Below are 21,290 nucleotides of genomic sequence, written 5' to 3' on the forward strand. Positions count from 1 at the left end.
GAAATATTAAATATAGGAATCGAAATAAATTTTTCCTAAGTAACTCCGATGGCAATCTGAGCACTTATGAATGATTAATTCCTGGAACTTGCTGAACTTTCACCACTAGAACTAAGAAACTAGAAAAAGATATGCTATGGAATATCGCCAGCAGTTATTCGCAGATTAAAAGAGAGGCATAAAGAGAGAGACAGTTTAGATGCCTTAACAGAAAAAGATTTTTACGCTTCCTTCATTTTCTGCAGTGGCTAAACAATTTACGATAAAATCTCGAATTTGTTTCAAATCCCAAACTGTATAATGATGTTTTGACGAGATGTCAATTTCAGTAAATGACTGGTTGAAGATGTTCAAAGCTTTTTCAAGTTGCGGCACCGTATAAGTGGCACTGTTTCCCGAACCGCTAACACCTGCATCGTATTGAGTTGCATCAAGTAACTGATACAATACAGTAACATTATGATTACTCATACTAAAGCGGGCATAGGCAATTTCATCCCCCGCTTTGTTATAGCCTAATATATCGTGGCCCAATTCGCGCTCCTCCTTCCCTATATATTTTCATATTTGACATCCCCCCTTTCAAGCAAATAATATGGGTTAAATCAATATAGAGAAAAAGCACAGAAAAGCGTTTTAAAAGAAGTAGCTTTCGTTCAAGTTGCTTTTTTAGAAGAATTAAAAAAGAGGAAATATATGGATGTGGCAATTCTATATTTACATGTTCTTTCCATCTTGTCAACTCGCAAAAATTCGACAAAGTTCGCCGGCGGCAGTTCCTAAAGCTGATAAGGAAAAAACCGAATGATTCAGCCTCATCACTTCTAAAATTCAATCATTCGGCAACAATTTGCTCAAAAAATATACCTCCTTTAAAAGCAGTGGTATTTTGCTAAGCAATCTAATCTTTAACCTTCTCTATCAGCTTTTTCTTTAAACCATTCCTTTTGGATCAATCGCATGACGTACATCATCTGTAAGCAATTCTTTTTCCTGTAGCAGATCTTTTAATTTTTTATTCTGTTCATCTGCTTGCATTCCGATTTCTGAAGCCATATCATAGCCTAGCTTTGAACTTAATCCAGTAACCAATGCAAGACTTTCCTCCATCCATTTCTGACATTGTTCTTCATTTGCCTGAATGCCATTGATACACTTTGCCTCAAGTGTCTGCAATGCATTGCTCATAATCTCAATCGAATGTAAAAAAGTATAGGCAATCATCGGCATCATTACATTTATTTCTAGCTGTCCTGCGGTACCAGCAGTTGACACTGCCGTTTCATAACCAATCACTTGACAACACACCATATGCGTCATTTCTAAAATCGCAGGATTTACTTTCCCTGGCATAATGGTCGAACCAGGTTGAACTGACGGTAGCGTAATTTCTGCCAATCCCGTTCTCGGACCAGAGCTCAGTAAACGTAAATCACTCGTCATTTTAATTACGTGAACGGCTAATTCTTTGAGCGTCATCATACAGCGAATGGGTGCACTCATATTTTGCATGAATGCAAAAATATTCACAGGTTGGCAAAAAGGCAAATTAGTCCGTTTACGTATTTCTTTCAAAATTTTTGCTGTATACTCAGCTTCCAAATTGATCGATGTTCCGATCGCATTTCCTCCTAATCCAAGTTGATACAATAACTCGAGATTATTTTGCAACTGTCTTCTCACTGCACGGACAGACTCGGCATAGCCGGAAAATTCTTGCCCCAATCGCATTGGAACTGCATCATGTAAATGGGTGCGACCAGATTTCAAAACTGGCATAAACTGTTCAGCTTTCTTTTGTAAAGATTGTTCAAGCTTTTCCAAGGCTGGCAGCAATTTAGCAATGATCATGTCAGCACCTGCCATATTCACAGATGAGGGAAACGTATCATTTGTTGATTGGGACATATTGACATGATCATTGGGATGAACTTTCTCAGAAGCTCCCATGATTTCAGTAGCTCGATTGGCAATGACCTCATTTGTATTCATGTTCTGCGAGGTGCCAGCTCCAGCTTGATAAACATCCACAACAAAGTGGCTGTCCCAAAGTCCTTCCATTACTTCCTCCGCCGCCTCGATAATCGCATTTCCCATCTCTGGAGATAGTTTTCCTAATTCGATATTCACAGCCGCGGCCGCAGCTTTAATAATTCCTTGAGCTTTAATAAATGGGCGTGGAAACCTCAGTCCACTAATTTGGAAATTTTCTACAGCCCGCTGCGTTTGCGAGCCATAATATGCGGACGAAGGTACCATAATATTTCCTAAAGGATCATTTTCCATTCGATATTGCTTTTCTGCATCCATTCCCATCTCTCCTCATAAATGATTATTTCTAGTTTTTCCATCAGAAAGAGGATTAAACAACCCACATGAAAGCATAACCTCTTATCCAAAACTCTATCTAATGATGGAAAAAAATCCAATTAGAGAGAAAATTTATTTTTATCTTTTCATTCCCATAAGAAAAGGGAAAATAGAACGCAGTACGTAGTACTATGAGAGCTCCTTCCATTAAAAAATGGCTTTGTAGAGCATAACCTCATTTCGTATGAAATCTTAATATCACATGTATGAGCCGGTATAATAAAACCTATTAAGCGAGAATAGAATATTTAGAGAAATATACAAAAGAAGCAAAAATAACTTGCAATTGCTTTAACTAAAAGCAATAGAAAACATGTCCTAACATAGCTAACTAACCTTGCATCAAAATGAAGCGAGAAAAAAACGAAAAAGGAGAAAGATTATGATAGAATTGAAATACTTCCAACATTCCGACTTCAAACAGCTAATCAATTGGATCCATTCACCTGCGTTTCTACTTCAATGGAGCGGTTCAGCGTTTAATTATCCCCTTAATGAGCAACAATTGGAAAAATACATCGAGAATGCCAACAATAAAAACAGTGAAATATTCGTTTATAAAGTCATTGATTCTGAATTAGCCGAAACCATTGGCCACATCTCATTGGGGAAAATTGATCGAAAAAACAAATCAGCAAGAATTGGAAGAGTATTAATCGGGGATAAAAGGGCAAGAGGCAAGGGTATAGGCCAGCAAATGATCAAGGAAATCCTTAAGATCGCCTTTAATGAACTACAACTACATCGAGTCAGCCTTGGTGTATTTGACTTTAATACTTCTGCCATTGCATGCTATGAAAGAGTCGGATTTACAAAGGAAGGATTGCTTCGAGATACGATTAAAAATGAGGATGAATACTGGAATTTATGGGAAATGAGTATTTTAGAAGACGAATGGCGAAACGAAAACAATCTTGTTTAATTTAAATCGCAAAAAAAAAACAATAATTGAGGTACTTTTTTATGAAAGTGAATAAGAAAAACGCGGAGCACTACATTTGGGGAGAGCGTTGCGATGGTTGGCACTTAGTGAAGAAATCTGATTTAAGTATTATCCATGAACGAATGCCTCCAAACACATTTGAAGTCAGACATTATCATGAGTACTCTCGTCAATTTTTTTTCGTATTAAAGGGGGAGGCTACGCTTGAAGTTAACGGAGAAACGATTGTTTTAAACCCACAAGAAGGCTATGAGATCGCTCCTCTTGTCCCCCATCAAATGTTCAACCGTTCCGATCATGCTGATGTTGAATTCATTGTTATTTCTCAGCCAAATAACAGGGGAGATAGAGTGCTAACAGGTGACTAACAAAATGGTACGTTTAACCCGAAACTACTTAAATTGTTACTGGGCCCCTTCTATTGTGGATAAAGCACCATGTCGCCAAAGCGAGCACGCTTTAACCAATATTTAGTTTTGATTTCAGCTTCATAAGTTCACCAATTTCGCTGATTTTATTTCAACTGTTAAATTTTCGAGGTTATCATCCGGCAGTGATTTTATAGATGAGATTTACAAAAACATTAAGATATAGGAGTGTCTTCATTGAAAAAGTTTCGTGGAAAAAGACGATATTTCCGTGACTTAGCAAGAAAAATTGCACTAGAAACCTGTGAATTGAATTTTGATCAGGATGCATGGTTTGACTTATGGCACAATCATCTTGATTTATCTGGATTAGGAAATCATAGTCTTAAAATACGAAGAAAGCACATCGAGGCACATATAGCTTTTTATAAAAATATACTAGAAAGACTTGAATACTATGAAAAACCGTACCAATCTTGGGTTCATATTGATGATGAAGATGCTAGCACTGATGCTGTTTTTATTCATACATCAAATCCAAACGAAGAAAATTTTCCTCTAAAAGTAGAAAATTTACACTGGAATTGCACAATCCCGACTGTTTTCCAAGATTTAATTAATACAAAGGAATTTATAGTGGGACACTATAAAAATCGCTCTGAAGGTGGTTACATAATCCAATCCAAAACTAAGGGACAGAGGCTTTATTCTTATTAAACTTTTGAATGGGTAAGCAACAATGCAAAATAATCAGCTTGTCAATCTCTAAAAATTCTTTAAGCGAGATTCCATGAGCATACCCTGCTGAATACAAATTTTTTTATAACATTATTAGAAGGTGTATAAAATGCAGAATTTAATTATTGATACAGAATGGAATCAAGAGAACGTCCCCTACATTCGCCAAAAATTAAGGGAGTACAATATCAAATATTTAACAGATAAAGACGTGGATTTCGTTGATGAAGATTTTTGTTTTACTATTAAGGATGGAGAAGGCCACATCTTTGGCGGCATCTCAGGAAATACGAAGCTGCAAAGTCTTTTTATCCAGTTTCTTTGGGTTGATGAAAGCATTCAAGGGAAGGGTTTTGGTAGAAAACTTATCAAGGTCGCTGAAAATTTCGCTGTCGAGAGGAAATGTCGATTAATCAAGGTAGATACATTTAGCTTTCAAGCCCCAGATTTTTATAAAAGCTTAGGTTTTGAAGTCTATGGAACAATTGAAAACTTCCCTGAGGGGCATAACCATTATTTTCTGTATAAGCGGTGTTAATTAAGACCACACAGATGATATGTGTGGTCTTTTTAATAGCATCTTTAAAATGTATGAGCCAAGTCTTTTGCTCGGGCCATTGCATTTTCTTTAATTTCTTGCGCCTTCTCAGGCATTGCTGAATGCCCTTCTATAAATAAACCTTCAAATGAAGGAACTCCATAAAATTCCATAGCAGCACTTAAGTAGCGGTGCCCCATTTCCTTCTCTGCGGCTGGGCCTTCTGAATAAACTCCTCCTCTAGCCTGGATATGCAATGCCTTTTTATCCGTTAGAAGACCAACAGAACCATTTTCTGTATATTTGAAGGTTTTTCCTGCCACAGATACTGCATCAATATAGGCTTTAAGAACTGGAGGAAATGAAAAATTCCATAACGGTGTTACAAAAACATACTTATCAGCAGAAATAAATTGTTCACATAGTTCAGATAAACGGCCTACCTTTGCCTTTTCATCTGCTGTTAACTCTTCATCATTTTTTCCTGATTGAAGTTTTCCCCAACCGCTGAAAACATCAGCATCTATTTGTGGAATATTCTCATTAAAAAGATCGATATTGATAACTTCATCATTTGGATTTACTTCTTTATAAGTATCAATAAAAGTCTTACCTACTGCCATACTATATGACTTTGTTTCATTAAGTGGATGTGCTGTAATGTACAATACCTTTGCCATTTTGTGCTAAATTCCTTTCTTCTCTTCGTTGTCATTGTAGTTTTATAAATGAACTAAACATACAGCTCTCAAAAGGAGCAATATATCTTTAATTCGAGCTAAAGTATATAAGGATTGTTTCGTTAAAGCAACTAATCTGCCTGAGGAAAAGAATTCATTTTTCCACGCTTCAATGATTATTCCACTGCAATGGTCTTTAAGTAAGTTGTATATTCTACCAATGACGGCGCTCGTGTTTGATCTTTAAAAATAATCGACAGCACTAAGAGTCGCTCAAATTATAAATTTTGTAGGAATATCCTGTCCTAGAAAGCAGCTTTTCGATATTTTTTATGTTAATAAAGTCGAGCAATGCACAATATAGCTTTGGTATTCTATAGACATCGAAAGGAGGAGAACAATGCTAAAAGAATTAAATCTTGTCATCGACTATATTGAAGATCACTTAACTGACGAAAATCTATCACTTGAAGTGATAGCTGAATATGTCGGAGTTTCTGACTACCATTTTAGAAAGATATTTTTTTATCTTTCAGGATTAACGCTTAGCGAATATATTAAGAACAGGAAGCTTTCAGAAGCAAGTATCGAATTATTAAATGGAGAAAAAGTGACAGATGTAGCTCTTAAATACGGTTATCAGTCAATGGACGGGTTTAGTCGAGCATTCAAAAAATGGTGTGGTTTTTTACCTTCGGAAGTCATAAAAAAAAGAGTTAGCAAATCTTTTCCAAAGCTTTCATTTGTTATAAATGTCAAAGGAGGAATCAATATGGAATTTAGAATTGAAGAAAAACCAGCGTTTAATTTGGTCGGTGTAAGTAAACGTGTCCCAATGCAATTTGAAGGTATCAATAATGAAATTGTAAAGCTTGCGGAAAGTATAACTGACAAACAAAAAGAAGAAATGCACTCTCTTCAAAACATTGAACCTAAAGAAATTGTCAATGCTTCATATGAAGCTGATGCTAATTTCCTCAAAGAAGAAGGGGATTTAACTCATCTGATAGGTGTTCTTACTACTAACAATCAAATTAGTGATTTATTAGAAAAGGTGCCAGTTGATGCACATACTTGGGCAATATTCCCGAATGAAGGACCGTTCCCTTCCACTTTACAAGAAACAATGGCAAAAGTATATTCAGAATGGCTTCCTTCTTCCAGTTATGAAGTCATAAATGCACCGTCTTTTTCGTTTACTAAAATGGATAAAAACAAAAAAAATTATGCTTATAGCGAAGTTTGGATTCCTGTTAGAATGAAGTAACACAATATTGAACAAAATCTATCTTGCCATCTCACCCCACCATATTCTAGGCAGTTGATACATTTTCATGAAAATTAATTTAACCCAAATCGTTGCGGTTAAAGGCAACCTCGCTTCGCTTGACGACTTTTTATATGATGATGGATGATCCGTCCATCATCATATAAAAAGGGGATTGACTAAACCCTTTTATCTCACATTCTCCACTATGCTCCCTTATTCTTTTAAACTTATGTGTTAGTAGTATTTTTGCTTGAAATCTCCCAAAACATCAATAACCAAAAGCCCTTCACTTTATTACTATTGTCAGTTTATTGATCCCTTCTAAAATCCATTAGAATAGGCACAGACAAAACAATTTATCCGTGTTCACTCCTCAATATGTTGTTTCATTTGCACTTACTTCTAAATTGAGATTGCAGATTCTGACGTCATTAATTTATTGAGGAGTGTCTAAATTGTCGATTTGAAGATAAAAACTTTTTTGTGATTTTGCAAAATTTTAAAATCCCCATTTCCAATTCATTATCCGGCAAATAAGTAAAATTCAACCTTAAATGATGTTTTTCCGGTTCTCCTGAAAAGCATGCAGAACCGGGTAGAAAGAAAATATTTTCTTTTTTGCATTCAATTAATAAATGATTCGTATTCCAGTCTGATGGAACGGATAACCATATGTTTAACCCACCCGTTGGTACAATCCAATGAACGCCGTCCGGCATGTGGGAATTCAAAAGTTTTACAACTTTATCCTTCCTTAAGTTCAAAGCAAACCTCAGCTTTTCCATATGGTCTTCCATTCTTTTAGAATGAAACAGTGGGAGTATAGCCTTTTGTGTTAATAATGGGCTGCCAAGATCTGTGTTTACTTTAGATGCAACTAAACGATTAAACAGTGTGCCATTAGCTGCTAGAAGCCCTATCCGACAGCCAGGGACCAATGTTTTACTGAGCCCTTTTAAATAAATTACAAAACCGTTTGTATCAAGACCTTTTATGGGTGTTGGTGGTTTTTTGTCAAAAAACATCTCACTCCATGGGTCATCCTCTACGATGATGATTTGATTTTCTTGGGCAAGCATTAACAATTGTTCTCTTCTTTTTCTACTTAATACTATACCAGTTGGATTCTGAAAGTTCGGTATGGTATAAATCAACTTAGGTTTGTAGATTTCACAAACTCTTTGTAAATGGTCTATCCTTATCCCATCGTTGTCCATAGGTAAAGAAACAATCGTTGCCCCACGAGCTCGAAAGGTATCAATTGCCGCTGGATAAGTTGGTGCTTCCATAGCAACAACATCACCGGGTCCAATAAATGTTTTAGCCACCAAATCAATTCCTTGTTGCGTACCATTTGTAACTAAAATATCTTGGTGGTTAATATACAAATTGTGTTTCCGCAGATACTTGCACATCGTTTTTCTGAGTTCCTCATCGCCTTGCGCAGGTCCATAGCTTGAGAGAATATTAGGATTCTTCTTTAAAGTCGAATGAATTTCCCTCTCTAAGTAACGATTTGGAAGTAAAGATGGACAGATCGCTGCAACAGAAAACTGAATACAATTTTCAAACGAACCATAATGAGCACCAAATTGGGTTCGAGGGAGATAATCTAAAACGGACAATTGCCAATCGAAATTGTTCTTTACATTTCTTTCTGGAGCGTCAATCAGGAGCTTATTTTTAACAAATGTCCCTTTTCCTTGTACCCTCTCGATTAAATCCTTCTCTTCTAACAAATCATACACCCTTACAACTGTAAGTAAACTTATCCCTAATTGTTTTGCTAACGATCTTACCGAAGGCAAATGCTCACCTTCCGATAGCGCACCTGACCTAATTCTATCGGCAATATTCTCATAAATTTGTTGATTAATTGGGATATTGGCGTTTCTATTTATTTCAATCTTCATAAAAAGCCTCCATCAACTCGGTAAAATGAGTAAGTGTTATACAATCATGTTGACTGTTATACATCTAAGTCCATTACTATAGGGTTAATCTAGTATAACACCTTAACCATTCATGTTAAATATCATTAACTTTAGGAGGTACTTATGAAATACTATGTGGTTGATGCGTTTGCCGAAAAACTGTTTGAAGGAAATCCCGCTGGAATTTGTATTATGAAGGAATGGCTTCCTGACGATTTAATGCAAAAAATTGCGATTGAAAACAACCTTTCTGAAACAGCATTTGCAGTAAAGGGTCCGCAAAATTATACGCTTAGATGGTTTACACCTGGGGGAGAAATTAATCTCTGTGGTCACGCAACATTAGCAACGGCTTTTGTCATTATGAACTATTTTGAAAAGCAATTGGAGACCGTTCAATTCGAGACGATGAGTGGGACACTTACTGTAAATAGGTGTAATGACTTATATGAGCTTGATTTCCCAACTGTTTCCTCGACTGAGATAACCATTACTGAACAAATGATTGATGCATTAGGAACCACACCCATCGAAGCTTATCTAAATAGAGATTTACTATTTGTATTAGAATCAGAAGAAGCGGTAAGCAAAATAAGTCCTGACTATTCAAAACTAGAGCAGCTTCCAGAAGGTCTTGGAGTGATTGTTACCGCCAAAGGTAATGAATATGATTTTGTTTCAAGAGCATTTTTTCCAAAATTAAAGGTAAATGAGGACCCGGTATGTGGTTCTGCCCACTGCAGTTTAATACCATTTTGGGCAAAGAAACAAATGAAACACGAAATGGTAGCAAGACAGTTATCCAATAGAGGCGGAACCCTTTATTGTAAACTCGAAGACACAAGGGTAAAGATGGCTGGAAAAGCTGCACTCTACTTAATAGGGGAGATACATATCGGATAATCAATACCGGGGAGATGTTAAAACAGCCAAATCAGGCTTTTTAATCAAATCAATCATCATAAGCTTGGCTTTTTATGCCAGGCTATTATTTTGGCTTTGTTAAATAGAATTGTTGTTAAAATGAGCCAAAAATCAACACCGACATATAACAGAACGATTATTGTAAATGAATATCAATACAGTTAACTTCAATGATTTAGAGATTCGTCTACTCATAATAAAATCATATTGCTTTTTTTGCCAAAATATAGTAGACTTTTTAAAAACTTAATTAAATTAATTAACTAAGTAAAGAGCAAAGCAAATTCTTCCTCTGCATACCTAAGGAGGCGTTAGAAATGATTGAAACTCCCCATCTAATAAGCAAATTTCAGGCTATTTTTCAAACAAGGACTGTACCGAGAGTCTTTTTTGCCCCAGGGCGAATTAACTTAATCGGTGAGCATACCGATTATAACGGAGGTCACGTCTTCCCTATAGCGATCAACTACGGCACTTATGCATTGGGCAGCATACGGGAAGATCAAAAGCTTCGCTTTTATTCAATGAATTTTCCCGAAACGGGTATTATTGAATGCGATCTATCTGATTTAGCCTATCATGAGCAAGACAACTGGGCAAACTACCCTAAAGGAATGCTCTTATTCTTGAAAAATTCAGGCTGTAAAATCCTTCAAGGAGCAGATCTCTTTTTTTATGGAAATCTCATTCATAGCGCCGGCCTTTCTTCCTCCGCTTCCATCGAGCTTGCAACTGGTGTTTTGAGCAACGGATTATATAATCTAAATATGGCTCGAATGAAAATGATTCGAATCGGGCAAATGGTTGAAAATCAATATATGGGTGTGAACAGCGGAATTATGGACCAATTTGTGATTGGTATGGCAAAAACGGATCATGCCCTTCTCCTAAATTGTCAAACATTAGAGTATAAATATGCACCCATTCTTTTAAATGATTACTCGATTATCATCATTAATACGAATAAACAACGGACATTGGCAGGATCCAAATATAACGAGCGGCGAGCTCAGTGTGAACAGGCTCTTATGGACCTTCAACAGAATCTGTCCATAAATAGTTTAGGAGACTTAACCCCTCAAGAATTTGAGGCTCATAAATACCTCATCCGTGATGAAATCAATCGCAAACGGGCAAAGCATGTCATTTATGAAAACGCTCGCACATTAGAGGCTTCGAGAAAATTACAGCAAGGAGATCTCCCCTACTTCGGAAAATTAATGAATGAATCGCATCACTCTCTAAGGGACGAATATGAAGTAACTGGATATGAGCTCGACTCGATAGTAGAGGCTGCTTGGAAACAGGATGGCGTTCTAGGTGCCCGAATGACAGGAGCAGGCTTTGGAGGCTGTGCAATTGCTATTGTTCAAAAGACCAAAGTGAATGATTTTAAGAGCAATGTCAACCGAATATATAAAGAAAAAGTTGGCTATGACGCTGATTTTTATCCTGCTTCAATCGGGGGCGGAGCAAAAGAAATCAGGAGGAGATACTAAAATGAGTGTGTTGGTACTAGGAGGAGCAGGTTATATCGGATCTCACGCAGTCTATCAGCTTATTGACCAGAGCGAAGATGTAATTGTTGTCGATAACCTCGAAACAGGGCATAAAGAAGCAGTACATCCAAAGGCCAAATTTTACGAAGGAGATATTCGTCATATCGAGTTTCTCCGCACTGTATTTAAAAAGGAATCGATTGATGTCGTTCTCCATTTCGCAGCCAACTCCTTAGTTGGTGAATCAGTAGAAAAGCCACTTAAATACTTTGAAAACAATGTATATGGAACACAGATCCTTCTCCAAGTATTGACAGAATTTAAGGTGAAAAATATGATCTTCTCCTCCACTGCAGCAACATATGGAGAGCCTGTATCTGTGCCGATTACAGAAACCATGCCGACCAATCCAACAAGTCCCTATGGAGAAACAAAACGGATGATGGAAAAAATCATGAAATGGACTGAACAAGCGCATGGCATCCAGTATGTCTCCTTACGTTATTTCAATGTGGCAGGAGCAAGAGAGTCTGCTGAAATCGGAGAGGATCATCGACCTGAAACACATCTAGTCCCCATCCTTTTACAAACAGCACTAGGGAGGCGCCCTCATATAATAATGTTTGGTGAAGACTATGATACACCAGATGGTACATGTATTCGTGATTATATCCATGTCGAGGATTTAATTGATGCCCATCTGTTGACTTTAAAATATTTAAGAGAAGGTGGAAAAAGTACGATCTTAAACTTGGGAAGTAATCGCGGATTTTCTGTCAAAGAAATGATTGAGGCTGCAAGAAGGATCACAGGAAGAGAGATTCCAGTAAAGAACGGACCACGCAGAGCAGGCGATCCGAGTATATTGATTGCAAGTTCTGAAAAAGCTAGACATGTGTTAGGTTGGAATCCTACTCGTACTTCCGTCTCAAAAATGATTCAGGATGCTTGGAATTGGCATTCTACACATCCAAAAGGCTATGAGAAGGACGTGTAGGGAATGATTGAAGAATATATAACGGGTCTCATTCATCAAGCGTTGAAAGTTGATCTAATTGAGCCTGAAGATCAAATTTTCACTAGAAACCAAGTTTTAGGATTGCTAGAAATCGAAACATTTCCAGAAAGAAAGGTTTCCGCCTATATGGATTCAATCCCGAATCTTCTGGAGAAAATCATTATGTATGCAGTTAAACATGGCACCATCCAAAATACGCTTTCTGCCAAAGAAATTCTAGCAGCAAATATCATGAATTGCTTTATGCCGAAGCCATCGGCTGTAAATTCTGTTTTCAATCAGAAATACAACGAAGAGCCTAAAAAAGCGACCGATTATTTTTACAATCTAAGTAAAAACAGCAATTATATACAGTTGAACCGCATCGCAAAGAATATTTCCTATAAAGTGAATACACAGTATGGCCAAATGGACATTACCATTAATTTATCCAAGCCTGAAAAGGAACCTGAGCAAATTAAACGGGAAGGTGAATTTAAAAACAGCAGTAACTATCCAAAATGTTTATTATGTATGGAAAATGAGGGATATATCGGAAGAGCTGATCATCCGGCTCGAGCTAATCATCGAATTATACGCATTCCTCTCAAAAAGAATAACTGGTATTTGCAATATTCTCCATATCTTTATTATAACGAGCACTGTATTTTATTTTCTGAAGACCATCGTCCGATGAAAATACATCGAAGAACATTTGAAAATATACTCCATTTCACGGCAAAATTCCCCCATTACTTTATTGGCTCAAACGCTGATTTACCTATTGTAGGGGGATCGATTTTGAGTCATGATCATTATCAGGGCGGAAACTATGAATTTGCCATGACAAGAGCAAAAGAGGACTTTTCCTTTAAACTAAAGAATTATCCAGAAATTCACGCTTCTGTCCTCCATTGGCCCATGTCTGTCATTCGATTGAGGGCGGAAAACATCGATGTTCTTGTTGAAGCTTGCGAAGATATTCTTCAAACATGGAAAGGCTATTCTGACGAACTCGCTCAAATTATGGCCTATACAGAAGATACTCCCCACAACACGATTACACCCATAGCGAGAAATCGAGATGGAATGTACGAAATCGACCTAGTACTTAGAAATAATCGAACAACTAAAGAACACCCACTGGGAATTTTCCATCCTCATGAAGATGTTCATCATATCAAGAAGGAAAATATCGGTTTAATTGAGGTGATGGGGTTGGCTGTTCTTCCACCACGATTAAAGGGAGAATTGGTCGAAATTCAAGCTTTTCTTTTAGGTAAAGTTCAACAAGTGGCAACCAAGCATTCCGTTTGGGCAAAAAAATTAAAAGCGACCTATGAACATCTGACAAATGAAGAACAGGTCAATTATATATTATTTGAAGAACTGGGAAAAAAATTTGTCAAGTGCCTGAAAGATTCCGGGGTTTTTAAAGAAAAAGAGGCTTTTGAAAGATTCATAAATACATTGAATAAATAGGTGAAAATACAATGAATATTGAAATGAAGAAGATATTTGATAAGTGGCAGGAATACACACTAGCCAATGATCGGGGCATGTCCATTCATGTATTAGATTTTGGGGGAATCATTACAAAAATATTCGTACCTGATAAATTAGGAAATAGGGAAAATATCGTCCTCAGTTACCGGGACTATCATGATTATGAAATGAACCCTCACTATTTAGGTGCCATCATTGGTCGAGTTGCCGGAAGAATCCAAAATGCTTCCTTTGAATTAGAAAACAAAACGTATCAGTTGACGTCCAATAACGGAAAAAACCATTTGCACGGTGGTCCTGATGGATTTCACAGGGTCCTTTGGAAAACAACTCCGTTTCAAACAAAGGATACTGTTGGTGTAAAATTTACCCATAAAAGCTTAGATGGTGAAGGTGGTTATCCTGGAAACGTTGAAATAGTCGTCACCTATACTCTAACCAATGATAATGAGTTTATCCTAGACTATGAGGCAAGTAGTGACCAAACAACGCCCCTGACATTAACGAACCATTCCTATTTTAACTTAAGTGGTGATCTAAAACGTTCCATCGAGGAGCACCGTGTCATGATTTTCAGTAGTAAGTTTGTCGAATTAGACATGGATTTAATTTCCACTGGGAAGCTTATCGATGTGGAAGGTACCCCATTTGATTTTCGTAATGGCGGATTAACGTTGAAAACTGGGTTTCACAGCTCCTTCGAGCAAAATGTCAAGGTTGGAAATGGTTATGACCATTATTTCCTCTTTGACGAGCAAGAGGATGTGAAAGCACTCCTTGAGGATTCCATAAGCGGAAGAATCATGACTGTTAAAACCAATCAACCGGGAATGGTGATGTATACCTCCAATTCAATGGACAAAGGCTGGAATTTAAGAGAGTGTCTTTCACAGAAGTATTTAGGTGTTTGCTTTGAAACTCAAGGTTCACCCGCCTCCTTACATCAACAAGGCTTCCCTAGCATTATTTTAAAAGCAGGGGAAAGATACGCAAAACAAACCGTATTTTCGTTTCGTTTGAAGGATGATTAATTTCATCAAAAAGATAGGCTGATCCTCCCGTGGTTTCAGTCTATTTGGATCGGCGGATCAAATATTTCAATTAATAGCAAAGCAACAGCTCCTAAGATCGTCGCATCCTCACCCAGACGTGTAACCGTCACGACCGTTTCCTTTGCCTTATTGGTTAGTACCTTCTGTTTCACCGTTTCAAGGAGTGCCGGCATAATAAATCTTTCACTTTTCATTACCCCTCCCCCTAGAACAATCTTGCTTGGATTGAAGAGATGAATCAAATTGGCTAAGCCAATTCCAATCATTTTACCTGTCTCTACAAGAAGATCTGCATAAGCTTGGTTCCCATTTAAGGCAGATTCGTACACTTCTTTTGCTGTAAGATCGGCAGAAAACTGTTTACCTGCCCTTTTAGCAATGGCAGCCCCGCTTACAAACGTTTGAAGACAGCCCTGATTTCCACACTCGCAAATATCCCCATTAATATCAATAGTCATATGACCGAATTCTCCTGCTATCCCTTGCGCTCCGTGGTACAGCTTTCCATTGATAACAACTCCTGCCCCTACACCACGTCCAATATTCACAGCAACCATACTTTCAAAAGCTTCATGCCCGCCAAACCAAGATTCACCCAAAGCAAAGGCTCTTGCATCATTTTCTACCTTTACAGTTATGTTAAACTCTTCTTCGATTACAGATTTAATTGGGATATTTTTCAAATTTAAGATTGGAGCAACGAGGGAGGTTCCTGTATCTACATCAACCACCCCATGCATGGCGATCCCGATTCCAATGATTTTATCTTGTGCTTGAAACACCCTTTTTATCGTAGCTATTAAAACAGCAAGAAACTGATCATTTGTAATCGGTGTATCTAACTTACTAGCGGCCCGTTCATAAATGGTACCCATTAAATCGGTAAGGATACATTCTACCCGTTCTGGCCCTGCATCTACTCCAATAACGTAAAAACCATTCTTATGAATATGCAACATCGTTGGTCTGCGCCCACCGCTGGAGGAACCGAGCGTACTCTCTCTTACAATCCCTTGCGCTATTAGTTCTTTTACAATGCTGCTGACAGTCGGAGGGGTAAGGCTCGTCTCTTTGGCAATCTGTGCTCGTGAAATTGGTTCAGAAAGCCGAATTTTATTTAAAATGATTGATTTATTGACCGATTTCATTAATTGAAACGTACCACGCTGCATGAAACATCCCCCATAAAATAATTATTGTCATTATAACATAGTAAATTAATTTAATTAAGAAAAGAAGAATATTAATTAGATATGAGGAGCACGGTATGCCTTTTCCTTCTTGTGACAGAATATACTGTCTATTGTTTGCAGTGACATTATCCCTTTGCAAATAGCGTTTAACGGTGAAGCATTTATCGCACTGAATGTAATCGAGGAGCTCTCCGAGTCTTCTATGTCAATTGCAAAGAAGCAATCTAGAAGAATTCAATAGATTTATTGCATGCGTTAGCTTAACATAGGTGTAGTTCCAGATTCCCTAAAGGAAACATGGCACATTAGAAGGCAGCTCATCTATTAGATGAGCTGCCTTTATGGTTTATAACCCAGGTGTAACAGAAAAAAAATAAATTGCCTGTAAAAAGATTCCGTCCTTGACCAACTAAACATTCGCCAAATTAAAAAGACCAGCGTTTGTTTCGAGTGAGTTTTTCAAGGTTGCTGCCAAACCTTAATCCATCTAATCTCATCGTCAAAACTTTCTCTCGCTCTTTGTAAAATCTACTAGCCTATCAGGAAACTGAGTTGTTCTTTATTGAACATTCTTCTACTCTTTTATTAATACTTTAACTACCAGCTTCTTGACATTTTGAGGGGTGTTAACAGATATACAAGGCATATGTGCATCTTCTGGGGCAAAATAGGCAAACATCCCCTCCTTAACCGTAAAAAAATCACCCTGCCCTTCTAAGAAGAATATATCATTTTCTTCATTATAGTCCTCTTTCATTACCATTTCATTTACATTACAATACCCCATCTTTTCCTGTCCAACCATTATGCACTGTATATCACTATATTTCCGATGAGCTTCCCAGGCTCCCTGTTCTAACCCTTTCGTTTCATATTCTGATATGACCGCAAAAACATTCTCACCATCAATTGGGTATTTACCAGATTCTAATTGGGATAAATCTGTATTTTTAATAAAGTGAATAGCTTTTTGAAAATGGCTCCCCATATTGGCTAACTGCTCAATATTATTTAGTGTATCAATCATCATTTTTTCATATCTCCAATCTGAAAATCTTTCAATTTTTTATTCTGGAGTCAATCTCATGATGATTACCAGCACCGATTAGGTCAATCTTCAATCATTGCAAAAGTAGTCCCTTATTTGAAATAACCCAGTCGCTGTGATATTTTTTCCGCCGATTGAAGTAAGTTAGAAATATTGGATTCCTTGTTTACTTCCATTCGCTGCGTTGGACCAGCAATACTTACCGCAGCTATAACATTTCCTAAATGGTCAAAAATTGGCGCAGCAAAGCAAGTCAGTCCTTCTTCTATTTCTTCATTATCTTGAGCATACCCTTTCCTGCGAACTTCATTTAATAGTTCTTTTATCTCTTGGGGATCTGTCATTGTCTTAGATGTATATTTTTTTAAGTTTCCCTTGAGATTACGCTCCACTTCTTTTGATGGTAGATGGGCTAATATCACTCTGCCAAGTCCCGTACAGTACGCAGGGCGTCTACTTCCTAATTTAGCTGTCGTTCCAATGGCGTTAGTACCCTCCTGTTTGTATAAATAGATAATTTCAGTGTTGTTATAAACCGCTAAGAAGGTTGTTTCTCCAACCTCTTCTGATAATTCCTGTAGTAATGGAATACTGGCCTTTGCCACATCAGTAGCCATTAAGCCTTTTATTCCTATTTCCAATGTCTTAATCCCTATCGTGTACGATTCGTTTAATCCATTTACTTCAATAAATTCGTGATTCTTTAAGGTATTAACAATTCGGTGTACTGTAGTCTTTGGAATATTTGTCTGTCGAACAATCTCCGTCAGTGTAATCCCATTAGGATGAAGAGAAATTGTTTCTAAAACTACTAACAAGTTATCTAAAGTACTATTTTTTTCATTCATAGTGATTACCCACCTATCATATTCCAATGCTCATTGGTCATGGCTATTTTTTATATTATAAATAAATCGGTATGATAATCCCGATATTATTTTTAATATAATCCGGATCATTGATATATTTTGGTCTCTTCTTTATGAAATTTTAATTTTTCCATCCTTTACTTACTAGGTTTGCCAAAGGAAGACCAAACTCTCTTGCTCACTCTTTTCTGTTTTTTTCGAGATAGGAATCCCTTATCCAGTCAATCCTCATTTTATCCATTTTCACATTTAAAGCATTCCTTATCAGATTGCTCCCGGCCCTGGATCAATCATCATTCAGCTGCTCTTAGCAGTCAACCATTTGCCCTCCTTTAAACTGACATAACAGGAAGATTGATTCCTCAATTTATTCAATATTATAAGCCAAAAAATACTAATAAAACAAAATAAATCACGAGAATGACCAATCCTACTGGTACCCCAACCTTTGCCCACTCTTTACTTGATATATTTAATTTACCTGCTGATATTATATTTGGAATATTTCCTGGGATTAACATTCCACCACTAACAAGTAAGCCAAGTAGAATGGCTTCAACTGTTTTCTCCGTCATGACAGGGCTAATTTCAGCTGCTGCAAGAGTTGCATTATCTAATACAGCCGACAACATATTTATCCAATATAAGACCTTTGGACTTAAATCGAGCAAATAAGTATTTATTAAAGGTTCAAAACCCGCTCCAAGCATTGTTAACCCAAATACGAATAAATAGATTTTCAATGCACGAATAAAAATTTCCAAATATGACTCTGATTCCTGAACCTCTTTTGTGCCAATTTCTTCATTACGTTTAACAACAAAAGCCGTAAAGAACCCTATAACAAATACTCCAGGAATGACAAGTGGTCCAACAAGATCGAATAAATAGAAGAAGTCCTCTTCCATTTTACTCGTAACAATTGTAGAAAGTGGTTCACCGATCGGTGTTAATGTTGCTCCAAGACCGATAGAAAAACAAGCCAATACTGTTAATAGAATTTCATCTTTCCTAGCCAACGAAAGATTTCCTACAATTAATACAAGAACTAATGCTGCAATAATAGCTGTAATGACACTGGAGAGCAGTCCCAAAATAATGACCATTAAGGCAATAAAAAGCGGAAACGGGATTTTATGACTGATTGAGTCAATGATTGTTCCAAATTGTCTCTGGTACCATTTGAATAATAGTCCAGCAATTAAAACAGCTGCTGTAATCTTTAGCGGATCTTCCAACGCTTTTAGTACTAATTCCTTGTTCAATACGCCTCCTACTAGTGCAGCAAGGATTCCCATTATAAATAAGAAATACTCTAAATTGGATTCTATTTTTCGCACGGTAAAGGGCAGGAACAGTACAAGTAACAATATTATGAATAGACCTAGAATCATGGCTCTTCCTCAATTTCATAATTAAATATATAACCATTATTTCACTTTTCTCATGAGAATAAACGATTTATTATTTTACTAAACCGGCTAATTTGGGAATTAACATAGATATTTCTGGAATATAAGTCGTTGCTATTAATACAATTATGACAACTGCAAAGAACGGCATTAACGGTTTAATAACCGACTCCAGTTTTAATTTAGCGACCTTTGTACCGACGAATAAGACAGGGCCCACCGGAGGAGTAATCGTTCCAATGCTTAAGTTCAATACCATTATGATTCCGAAATGAACCGGATGTATTCCTAGCTGTGTAACGATAGGCAATAAAATTGGAGCAAATATCAATACTGCTGGTGTAGGGTCCATAAAACAACCTACAATCAGTAAAAGAACATTAATAATTAATAGAATAATAATTTTGCTATCTGTTACTGATGTCAATAGCTCTGCAATAAGAGCAGGAATATTAGTAAATGACATAACCCATGACATTATCGATGAAATACCAATTAGAAAGGATACAACACAGGTAATTTTTGTCGACTCCAATAAGATTTGTGGTAAATCCTTAATCTTTACAGTCCGATAAATAAAGGAAAGTAACAGTGAATAAACAACCGCCACTGCAGAACCTTCAGTCGCAGTAAAAAATCCTACGAGAATCCCACCTATTACAATTACAATTAATAAAAGACTAGGAATTGCCTCCCAAATATAACGAAATTTCACTTTCCAAGTTATTTTTCCTTCACTTTTATAGCCAAGCTTTTTAGCTATAAAGAAGGCAACGATCATACAACCTAAACCCCATATAACACCAGGAAGATAACCTCCTAGAAAAAGCGCAGCAATTGATGTTCCACCACTTGCAAGGGAATAAACAATCATCAAGTTACTAGGTGGGATAAGCATACCTGTAGGTGCTGATGCAATGTTGACAGCTGCACTGAATTCCCTTTTATAGCCAGCCTTTTCTTGTTGGTCTGTCATTGTACTTCCCATTGCCGCGGCAGCAGCTACCGCTGATCCGCTAATTGAACCGAAAAGCATATTGGCCACAATATTTGTATGTGCTAAAGAACCTGGCAATCTCCCCGATAACACCTTTGCACAATTTATCAACCTTTGGGCTATACCCCCGTTATTCATGATCACACCTGCTAAGACAAAGAATGGAATGGCCAGTAATGAAAAGGAATTCATCCCCGTAAACATTCTTTGGCCTGCTGTGAGTAGCCCCTGTTCTAAAGGTAGAATCATGAACATTCCGACGATTGATGAAAGTCCAACTCCTACAGCAATTGGGGCACCTAAAACCAGGAACACCGCTAATGTAATTAATAAAGCCAATCCAACAGATGCGGCTGTTGCCATTATGTTTCCTCCTAACCAATAATAGGATTAATTAAGTAACTCAATATTATTTCTTTTTTTGATTACATCATAAATATTGTATACACAATAAAACAGGATGAAGAAGCTGCTGATCGGCATGGCGATATACATATAACCAATAGGTATTTGTAGAGCTGCAGAGAGCTGATTCCATGCAATTTCTGTAGCAAGCATTCCACCAATAGTGAGGACCGTAATGGCGAAGAAAGCAGTGACTAATTCAATTAATATTTCCGCACCTATTCTTAGCTTTCTAGGTAATTTTTCTTTCACAATGACAACAGCCAAATGTCCTCTTTCTCCAAAAACAAGGGCACCGCCGAACAATACTAGCCAGACAAACGAGTATTTAGCCAAGTCTTCTGTAATAAGGCTCGGATTATGTAATATTAACCGTGTAATAACCTGCCACGAAACTAGAATCACTAGTAAAGTGAATAGAGCTACACAAATCCTCCCCAGGACAATATCAATCCACTTTTTTGCAGTTTCCACAAAAATCACCTCATCAAGTTCGTGAATGGAAAAGACTATCCTATGAAAATAAATATTCTGTTGCTGCAAGCTG

The 21,290-nt window shown here is 37.1% G+C and carries 20 protein-coding genes; 10 read left to right on the forward strand and 10 right to left on the reverse strand.

Features of this window, described 5'->3' with window-relative positions; translation table 11 throughout:
- Positions 1–204: 204 nt before the first annotated feature.
- Together FCJ93_RS03410 and FCJ93_RS03415 are read right to left on the reverse strand one after the other, a co-directional pair.
- Positions 205–534, reverse strand: a complete 330-nt coding sequence (locus FCJ93_RS03410; RefSeq protein ID WP_095309721.1) for a hypothetical protein — start codon at positions 532–534, stop codon at positions 205–207.
- Positions 535–933: 399 nt separating this feature from the next.
- Positions 934–2,310: a class II fumarate hydratase gene (locus tag FCJ93_RS03415; protein ID WP_137742933.1), complete on the reverse strand. Its 1,377-nt coding sequence runs from the start codon at positions 2,308–2,310 to the stop codon at positions 934–936.
- 442 nt (positions 2,311–2,752) lie between these two features.
- On the opposite strand from FCJ93_RS03415, the gene FCJ93_RS03420 reads away from it, so the two are divergent.
- From FCJ93_RS03420 to FCJ93_RS03435, 4 genes are all read left to right on the forward strand, one after another.
- The gene (locus FCJ93_RS03420; RefSeq protein WP_137742934.1) at positions 2,753–3,292 is read left to right on the forward strand and encodes a GNAT family N-acetyltransferase; all 540 of its coding nucleotides are present in this window, start codon (positions 2,753–2,755) and stop codon (positions 3,290–3,292) included.
- A 41-nt stretch (positions 3,293–3,333) separates the two neighbouring features.
- Positions 3,334–3,681, forward strand: a complete 348-nt coding sequence (locus FCJ93_RS03425) for a cupin domain-containing protein (protein ID WP_095309727.1) — start codon at positions 3,334–3,336, stop codon at positions 3,679–3,681.
- A 237-nt stretch (positions 3,682–3,918) separates the two neighbouring features.
- Positions 3,919–4,398, forward strand: a complete 480-nt coding sequence (locus tag FCJ93_RS03430) for a hypothetical protein (protein ID WP_137742935.1) — start codon at positions 3,919–3,921, stop codon at positions 4,396–4,398.
- A gap of 130 nt (positions 4,399–4,528) precedes the next feature.
- Positions 4,529–4,957 carry a GNAT family N-acetyltransferase gene (locus FCJ93_RS03435; protein WP_095309731.1) on the forward strand — a complete coding sequence of 143 codons (429 nt, stop codon included), beginning with the start codon at positions 4,529–4,531 and terminating at the stop codon, positions 4,955–4,957.
- Positions 4,958–5,001: 44 nt separating this feature from the next.
- On the opposite strand, the gene FCJ93_RS03440 is transcribed toward FCJ93_RS03435, so the two are convergent.
- Positions 5,002–5,637 carry an FMN-dependent NADH-azoreductase gene (locus FCJ93_RS03440; RefSeq protein ID WP_095309733.1) on the reverse strand — a complete coding sequence of 212 codons (636 nt, stop codon included), beginning with the start codon at positions 5,635–5,637 and terminating at the stop codon, positions 5,002–5,004.
- 400 nt (positions 5,638–6,037) lie between these two features.
- On the opposite strand from FCJ93_RS03440, the gene FCJ93_RS03445 reads away from it, so the two are divergent.
- Positions 6,038–6,904, forward strand: a complete 867-nt coding sequence (locus tag FCJ93_RS03445) for an AraC family transcriptional regulator (protein WP_095309735.1) — start codon at positions 6,038–6,040, stop codon at positions 6,902–6,904.
- Positions 6,905–7,338: 434 nt separating this feature from the next.
- On the opposite strand, the gene pdxR is transcribed toward FCJ93_RS03445, so the two are convergent.
- Entirely contained in the window at positions 7,339–8,820 is a 1,482-nt protein-coding gene (gene pdxR / locus FCJ93_RS03450; RefSeq protein WP_137742936.1) for a MocR-like pyridoxine biosynthesis transcription factor PdxR, read from the reverse strand.
- 144 nt (positions 8,821–8,964) lie between these two features.
- Here pdxR and FCJ93_RS03455 point away from each other — a divergent pair, with 144 nt between their 5' ends.
- The 5 genes from FCJ93_RS03455 (at position 8,965) to FCJ93_RS03475 (ending at position 14,798) form a co-directional block, all read left to right on the forward strand.
- Complete coding sequence (locus FCJ93_RS03455; RefSeq protein WP_137742937.1) at positions 8,965–9,744, forward strand: PhzF family phenazine biosynthesis protein; 780 nt, start codon at positions 8,965–8,967, stop codon at positions 9,742–9,744.
- A gap of 338 nt (positions 9,745–10,082) precedes the next feature.
- Complete coding sequence (locus tag FCJ93_RS03460) at positions 10,083–11,264, forward strand: galactokinase (protein ID WP_095309741.1); 1,182 nt, start codon at positions 10,083–10,085, stop codon at positions 11,262–11,264.
- A gap of 1 nt (position 11,265) precedes the next feature.
- Entirely contained in the window at positions 11,266–12,261 is a 996-nt protein-coding gene (gene galE, locus FCJ93_RS03465) for a UDP-glucose 4-epimerase GalE (protein WP_137742938.1), read from the forward strand.
- A gap of 3 nt (positions 12,262–12,264) precedes the next feature.
- A complete protein-coding gene (galT, locus tag FCJ93_RS03470; protein ID WP_137742939.1) occupies positions 12,265–13,743 on the forward strand; it encodes a UDP-glucose--hexose-1-phosphate uridylyltransferase in 1,479 nt (492 codons plus the stop codon).
- 11 nt (positions 13,744–13,754) lie between these two features.
- Complete coding sequence (locus FCJ93_RS03475; RefSeq protein ID WP_095309747.1) at positions 13,755–14,798, forward strand: aldose epimerase family protein; 1,044 nt, start codon at positions 13,755–13,757, stop codon at positions 14,796–14,798.
- Positions 14,799–14,833: 35 nt separating this feature from the next.
- Here FCJ93_RS03475 and FCJ93_RS03480 read toward each other — a convergent pair whose 3' ends face one another.
- The 6 genes from FCJ93_RS03480 to FCJ93_RS03505 form a co-directional block, all read right to left on the reverse strand.
- Positions 14,834–15,991 (reverse strand): ROK family transcriptional regulator, encoded by a 1,158-nt coding sequence (locus FCJ93_RS03480; RefSeq protein ID WP_137742940.1) that lies wholly within the window; start codon positions 15,989–15,991, stop codon positions 14,834–14,836.
- Positions 15,992–16,586: 595 nt separating this feature from the next.
- Complete coding sequence (locus tag FCJ93_RS03485; protein WP_095309751.1) at positions 16,587–17,042, reverse strand: YhcH/YjgK/YiaL family protein; 456 nt, start codon at positions 17,040–17,042, stop codon at positions 16,587–16,589.
- 110 nt (positions 17,043–17,152) lie between these two features.
- On the reverse strand, positions 17,153–17,908 hold the full coding sequence (locus FCJ93_RS03490; protein WP_095309753.1) for an IclR family transcriptional regulator: 756 nt from the start codon (positions 17,906–17,908) through the stop codon (positions 17,153–17,155).
- A 398-nt stretch (positions 17,909–18,306) separates the two neighbouring features.
- Positions 18,307–19,323 carry a DUF1646 family protein gene (locus FCJ93_RS03495; RefSeq protein WP_095309755.1) on the reverse strand — a complete coding sequence of 339 codons (1,017 nt, stop codon included), beginning with the start codon at positions 19,321–19,323 and terminating at the stop codon, positions 18,307–18,309.
- A gap of 70 nt (positions 19,324–19,393) precedes the next feature.
- Entirely contained in the window at positions 19,394–20,701 is a 1,308-nt protein-coding gene (locus FCJ93_RS03500; RefSeq protein ID WP_137742941.1) for a TRAP transporter large permease, read from the reverse strand.
- Between the two features lie 27 nt (positions 20,702–20,728).
- Entirely contained in the window at positions 20,729–21,217 is a 489-nt protein-coding gene (locus FCJ93_RS03505) for a TRAP transporter small permease (protein ID WP_095309805.1), read from the reverse strand.
- Between the last annotated feature and the right edge of the window lie 73 nt (positions 21,218–21,290).

The sequence above is a fragment of the Robertmurraya siralis genome, from assembly GCF_005502275.1.
GTDB classification, from domain to species: Bacteria; Bacillota; Bacilli; order Bacillales; family Cytobacillaceae; genus Robertmurraya; species Robertmurraya siralis.